The following is a 5,426-nucleotide window of genomic DNA, read 5'->3' as shown; positions in this document are numbered from 1 at the left end:
TATATTTCTTAATTGTGGCTTCATTAAGTCCTACTGTACTTACATAATAACCTTCTGCCCAAAAATGTCTGTTACCAAATTTATATTTTAAATTGCCGTGTTTTTCAAACATCATTAATGCACTTTTACCTTTTAAATATCCCATAAAACTAGCCACACTCATTCGTGGGGGAATACTTACTAACATGTGGACATGATCTGGCATTAAGTGGCCTTCAATTATTTCAACACCTTTATAGTGGTATAGTCTATGAAAAATCTCTCCCAGACTACTCCTATATTGATTATAGATTATTTTTCGTCTATACTTAGGTGTAAATACAATGTGGTACTTACACATTCATTTTGTATGTGATAAACTGTGAGCTTTTTGCGCCATAGTCTTAACTCCTTCCGTTTTACAATTGGCTTGAACACCTATATTGTAACTCGTTTGGAGTTTTTTTGTTATGACGGTATAACCTTCGATGCGCATCCGCATAGCGGGTCGTTTATTTGTTTCGCACCTTTGGAGCGAAACGGACTTAAAATCGCATAACAAAATAGCGATACATCGTGTATCGCTATTATATATATAATCTATTTACAAAAATACAACTGAAGTTATACTTTAAAATAATCAAGTATCTCAGTCAAAAGTTGTTCTCTTGTCTCTTCAAAATGACTATCAGACAGTGACTCTAATCCTTTATCTTTAAGTTCCCACAGCTTCTCTTGTAACAGTTTCTCTGCTAAATGTTTAATATCCGACTTATTATCTTCGTCAGGAATCTTTGAGAGTTCTATTTTAATTGCTGATTTTACTGCTACCACTACTAGTCTTAAACGGTCTTTGTCATCCGTTCCATTTTCATAGTTTGGCTCAGACCAGTCTGGAACATTTGAAGGACGATTATCCTTATTAGTTGGGTGACTATCTCTCAAGTCTGAAAGCTTTGTGTATCCCGCTACTTCCCATTTATTGAGCAATGTTCTTGTCCAACCAAAAGTACGGTTTGCATCACTTCCTGTTCTTTCCAACGCCTCAATAACTAGTTCATGGTCCATTGTTTCAAGCCAACGTTTGAGTTGATTTTTATTATTGTAGTTGTCAGCTTTGCTCCCTTTAGGAAAAACAGTGTAGAATTTCTCCATGACAATAGCCATCTTACGTTTGAAGTCTAACTCCTTCTTCTTCTCAAAGGTAATGACTTTATCGTTTGTTGCAACAATACGTCTCAAATCGTCATCGAACGGTTTAAACCTAAATATATAGTGGGTAATTGATTTTCCTTTTTTGATTCGCTCGACTGTCAAATCTTGAATAACAGGAAGTCCATGCTCATCGACCAATAGCGTATTGATTTCATCCATTGCTTGTTGCAGCTTAGTACCTTTCGAACGAAGTAAACTAGGACTATCCAAAATCAAAACTTCTTGCTCAAGCTCGTGAGCTGTATCTTTTACAAAGCCTGTTTTACGCCAGTCTGCTAAATGTCTAAATAATCGTTTAGAATACTTACTCTTCAATAGATTATGGTAGTCACGACCATACTGAATGTACTTAGCTTTTTTACCCCACTCTGGGTTGTTAAAAAGGTCTTTAACTGTACGCCTAACCGCTACTTTTACTTTTGTTCCATCTTCTGTAGTTACTTCATCATATTCAGTATATTCCGCATCAGACAAGTGGATTTTAATGAGTTTATTTTCGTGGTCTACTCTAAAGGTCTTGAACAGTGGGATGGAGGTGTAAGAGACTACCTTACCATCGACAACCTTTTCGGGATGTCGATATACAATTTTAGTCATTCTTTCCTCTAGTTCCTCAACTGTAGTTTCAAAGCGTTTACCAGTCCTAGGAACAATTTTTTGTTCCCTAGAGCTGTAAAATGTATTTCCTGCTAGCATTGCCAGACTCGAATAAGAAAAGATTGCTGCTTCGTTTTCGTCATAAACATCTCGCAACTCACCAAATATAGAATAAATCATGTTTTCTTGAAGAGGAGAAAGGTCTCCAAGTTGGAACATTTGGGTAAACTTATTATCATATTTGATGATCTCTCTGAACTCTCTATTCTCTACCAAATGCTTCTACCTCTCTTAGTTCATTCATCATACATTTTGGTTGTATTTTAAATAAAAGTAATTATTTTACTACAAGCTAATTACTTACTGCAATATGTGACAGGGTATAAAAATATTAATTTACAACCCTTTTGTATGACATTATATCACTAATATTCTGATTTTCATAGTATTTTTTTAAATTTACAACCATTTTGTAGGATATACATGCAATTTTATATGACATACATGCATTTTTGTAGACTTAACATACAAATTTATAGGACATACATACCGTTTTGTAGGATACGCCTGCAATTTTATATGACATACATACATTTTTGTAGACTTAACATACAACTTTGTGTGACTTTCATGCAAAGTTATATGATATACCTGCCAATATGTAGGATATACATACACTTTTATATGATAAAGGTAGGCTTAGCTCAATAATAGCAAGGGTTTCAGGAGTTCTACTACTTAAACTATAATTAACTACTTAGTTACTATAATTAACCACTTAATACTACTTAATACTACTTAATACTATTTAAACTATTATTACTAAAACAAAATTAGTAATAATAAGCTTTAAAACATCACTATGTTCTCTCTAAACTATATTTAAAATCACAACAAAACAAAAAGTGTAGTAATTACCTACACTTTTGTATGCAAAAAATGATTTCAATTCGAGTTACCTACATTTTTGTATGATAACTACATGTTAAATTAGATTATTTAAAACTCATCTCAGTTTCTACCAATGTATTAAACAACTCTTTTTGTTCTTCATCTAGAAGTTGGTACATCTGATCTAACATTTCAGTGAATAGCTTATCAGATCCTCCACGTTTAGGATAATTGCCATTTTCTCCTTTGAGGTCTTTTTTATTTAAAACAGCTCTTAATGCACTAAAACGAGACATTGATAATTGTGTCATGTTTAGATTTGAACGCACTTTTTCTTCCGGGGTTTTTGCTGGTTCAAGTTTAGTAGGAATTTTGTTTTTTTCTTTTTTCTGAGTAACAATGTTTACTTTTTTAGGAGAAACAGCAGCCTTTTTGGGTTCTACAATTTCTTCAGTTAGAAAAGCAATATCATGCTTCTCCTTAAGTTTATCAATTACTACTTCTTCAATCTCTTTCCCTTTAAAAAAACGGTCAAATACTTCTTTAGCTGTTGTGCGATCATTTGATTCAACAGCTGATAAAAGGTTATTAAAATTTCTTTGTTGGATTGTATTAAGCTTTTTCGGCATCGTGTTCTCCAATCGTCTTAATTAGTTCATTCATAACATTTGTGATTTGTTTTTGAGGGATGCTATAGCCACTATTTGTAAAAACATTTGCTTGATTAGCAATCATATCTTTGTATTGTTTATTATTAAATAAGTATTGCTCAAAAACTTTAGTATTATGTTCTTCCGCAATTTTCTCAAGAGTTGATACTGCTTCTCTTGCTTTGACTTGTTTAATTGATTTTTTACTAAAGCCTGGCCCTTTATCAACCTGAGTTATAACGATCCCAGCTATAACAATATCAATTCCAAAGAAAGAGAATCCTTCTTGAACTGCTTCAATATCTTCGATTGTATCCTTTACACCTTCGATACCAAACTTATCAGGTGTTGTAGGGATAAGTACAAAAACTTTAGAATTAGTAAAAAGCGTACTAGTTGTTGAAACGCCAAAGAAAGGAGGGGTATCAAAGAGAACAAAATCATAGTAGTCATTGATATCTTGAACAACATTTCTTAAACGAAAATCTCTATCTTTTAAACCAGATGCTTCACTCTCCCAGTTCTTCATCAGCTTACTACCTGGAAGCAGATCATATCCGTCAACCGGGACAATAGCATCAGCTACTTCTACTTCTTTTTTTAGTACAGAATAAATACCTTCTTGTTCGTCTTCGTTCACTCCTGCTGCTGTAGTTAGATTGCACTGTCCATCTAAGTCACCTGCACACGTTTTATAGCCAGCATTTCCTAGAGCTTGAGCCAATAATAAACTTAATGTTGTTTTGGCTGCTCCTCCTTTTTCATCCATTACTACGATTGTATTTGCAACCATATCTACTCCTCTCAATACAATATATACGATACACTATGTATAACAAAACGATACATGTAATTAACTACTTAAAGTATACCATATAGAAATCGAATATCAAGTAGTATGTAGATATATCGTAAATAATACAAGATACACTATGTATAGTATATAAAACTTTTTAAAACCTGATTGTTACGTATTAAGTTATACATAGTGTATCGTTCACTATATGCTGTTTTGAAAGAAAGCATATATCATAGTATCAAAACTCAGCAAGAATAATACACGATACATTATATATTATATAAAATATAAGAATGTACGGTAGACGATGTAAAATATATTATTAAATAATGTATTGCTAAGTATTATATCGTATATCTTTCATCTATTCCTTATACTATTCAATAACAAAAAATATTACAGAGTATCAAACCATAACTAGAGTATACCCGATACACTATATGTTATATAAAATAAGATAATGTATATTAGACGATGTATATTACCACTATATATTATACATACTGTATTGATATATAGTGTATAGCATCATATTCGAGTTCTAACTCAAACGTAATACAATTTACACACTACACTATACATAGCATTACTATATATATGAGTAATGAAACAAATTGTAAATCTTTTATCGTATATTATAGACGATGTAGAGTATATAGTTAAATAATGTATTACTAAGTATTGTATCGTATATCTTTTATTAAATACTTCTGAAAATAAAGAACATCAACATACATTGCTATACACGATACAATATGTAGTGTAAATAATATATTGTTTATTATTTATCGTATATTGTAGATAGTCTACGATGTATAGTGAACGATACATTTTGAAACTATATATATGATTACATTTTATTGTTTAATAAGTTATATATAAAAAATAGTATAAAGAGCGTAATAGGTGATTTACGATACAAGATACATAGTTTAGTAATGTATCTTGTATGCTTTTATTTCATGACGTTTGGTTCTACGTTTGTTACGAATGGTGAGCTATACATAATGTGTTGTAAACTATAGACTATGTATAGTATATAATACAATGAAGAGTAGTATATATAGTTATAATTCGAATAACGATTAACTTGTAATGTTAGTTTCTCTTTGCTATACTAAAGTCATAAATAATTATATTTATATCTTTTTTCACTACCTCTAACGGTGAATTCATAGTCAAGTGACTATTTTAAAAGTAAACATGGAAGAGGAGATGCTATTACTGGTTCTGTCCCAGCAATAGGTATCACATGTTTGATTGGGTTAAAAGGGAGCGTACTCGCTTTTAGCTAT

General features: G+C 31.6%; 4 protein-coding genes. All 4 read right to left on the bottom strand.

Going from position 1 to position 5,426, the window contains the following annotated elements; all coding sequences use genetic code 11:
- A partial coding sequence (tnpA, locus tag HMPREF2637_RS05330) for an IS200/IS605 family transposase (RefSeq protein WP_070839510.1) occupies positions 1 to 340 on the bottom strand: 340 nt, incomplete at its 3' end.
- A gap of 263 nt (positions 341 to 603) precedes the next feature.
- Positions 604 to 2,067 carry a replication initiation protein gene (locus HMPREF2637_RS05325; RefSeq protein WP_045772560.1) on the bottom strand — a complete coding sequence of 488 codons (1,464 nt, stop codon included), beginning with the start codon at positions 2,065 to 2,067 and terminating at the stop codon, positions 604 to 606.
- Positions 2,068 to 2,786: 719 nt separating this feature from the next.
- On the bottom strand, positions 2,787 to 3,311 hold the full coding sequence (locus HMPREF2637_RS05320; RefSeq protein ID WP_045772559.1) for a hypothetical protein: 525 nt from the start codon (positions 3,309 to 3,311) through the stop codon (positions 2,787 to 2,789).
- The gene (locus tag HMPREF2637_RS05315; RefSeq protein ID WP_002887170.1) at positions 3,295 to 4,125 is read right to left on the bottom strand and encodes a ParA family protein; all 831 of its coding nucleotides are present in this window, start codon (positions 4,123 to 4,125) and stop codon (positions 3,295 to 3,297) included. Before HMPREF2637_RS05315 ends, HMPREF2637_RS05320 begins: the two co-directional genes overlap by 17 nt.
- Positions 4,126 to 5,426 lie beyond the last annotated feature (1,301 nt).

Source organism: Streptococcus sp. HMSC065H07 (assembly GCF_001837325.1).
Taxonomy (GTDB): domain Bacteria; phylum Bacillota; class Bacilli; order Lactobacillales; family Streptococcaceae; genus Streptococcus; species Streptococcus salivarius_H.
This window is presented reverse-complemented; position numbering and strand designations above follow the sequence as displayed.

What these genes read in the sequence shown, in the direction of transcription:
- HMPREF2637_RS05320 (WP_045772559.1), bottom strand. Translation starts at nt 3,311, where the DNA reads ATGCCGAAAAAGCTTAATACAATCCAACAAAGAAATTTTAATAACCTT.
- HMPREF2637_RS05315 (WP_002887170.1), bottom strand. Translation starts at nt 4,125, where the DNA reads ATGGTTGCAAATACAATCGTAGTAATGGATGAAAAAGGAGGAGCAGCC.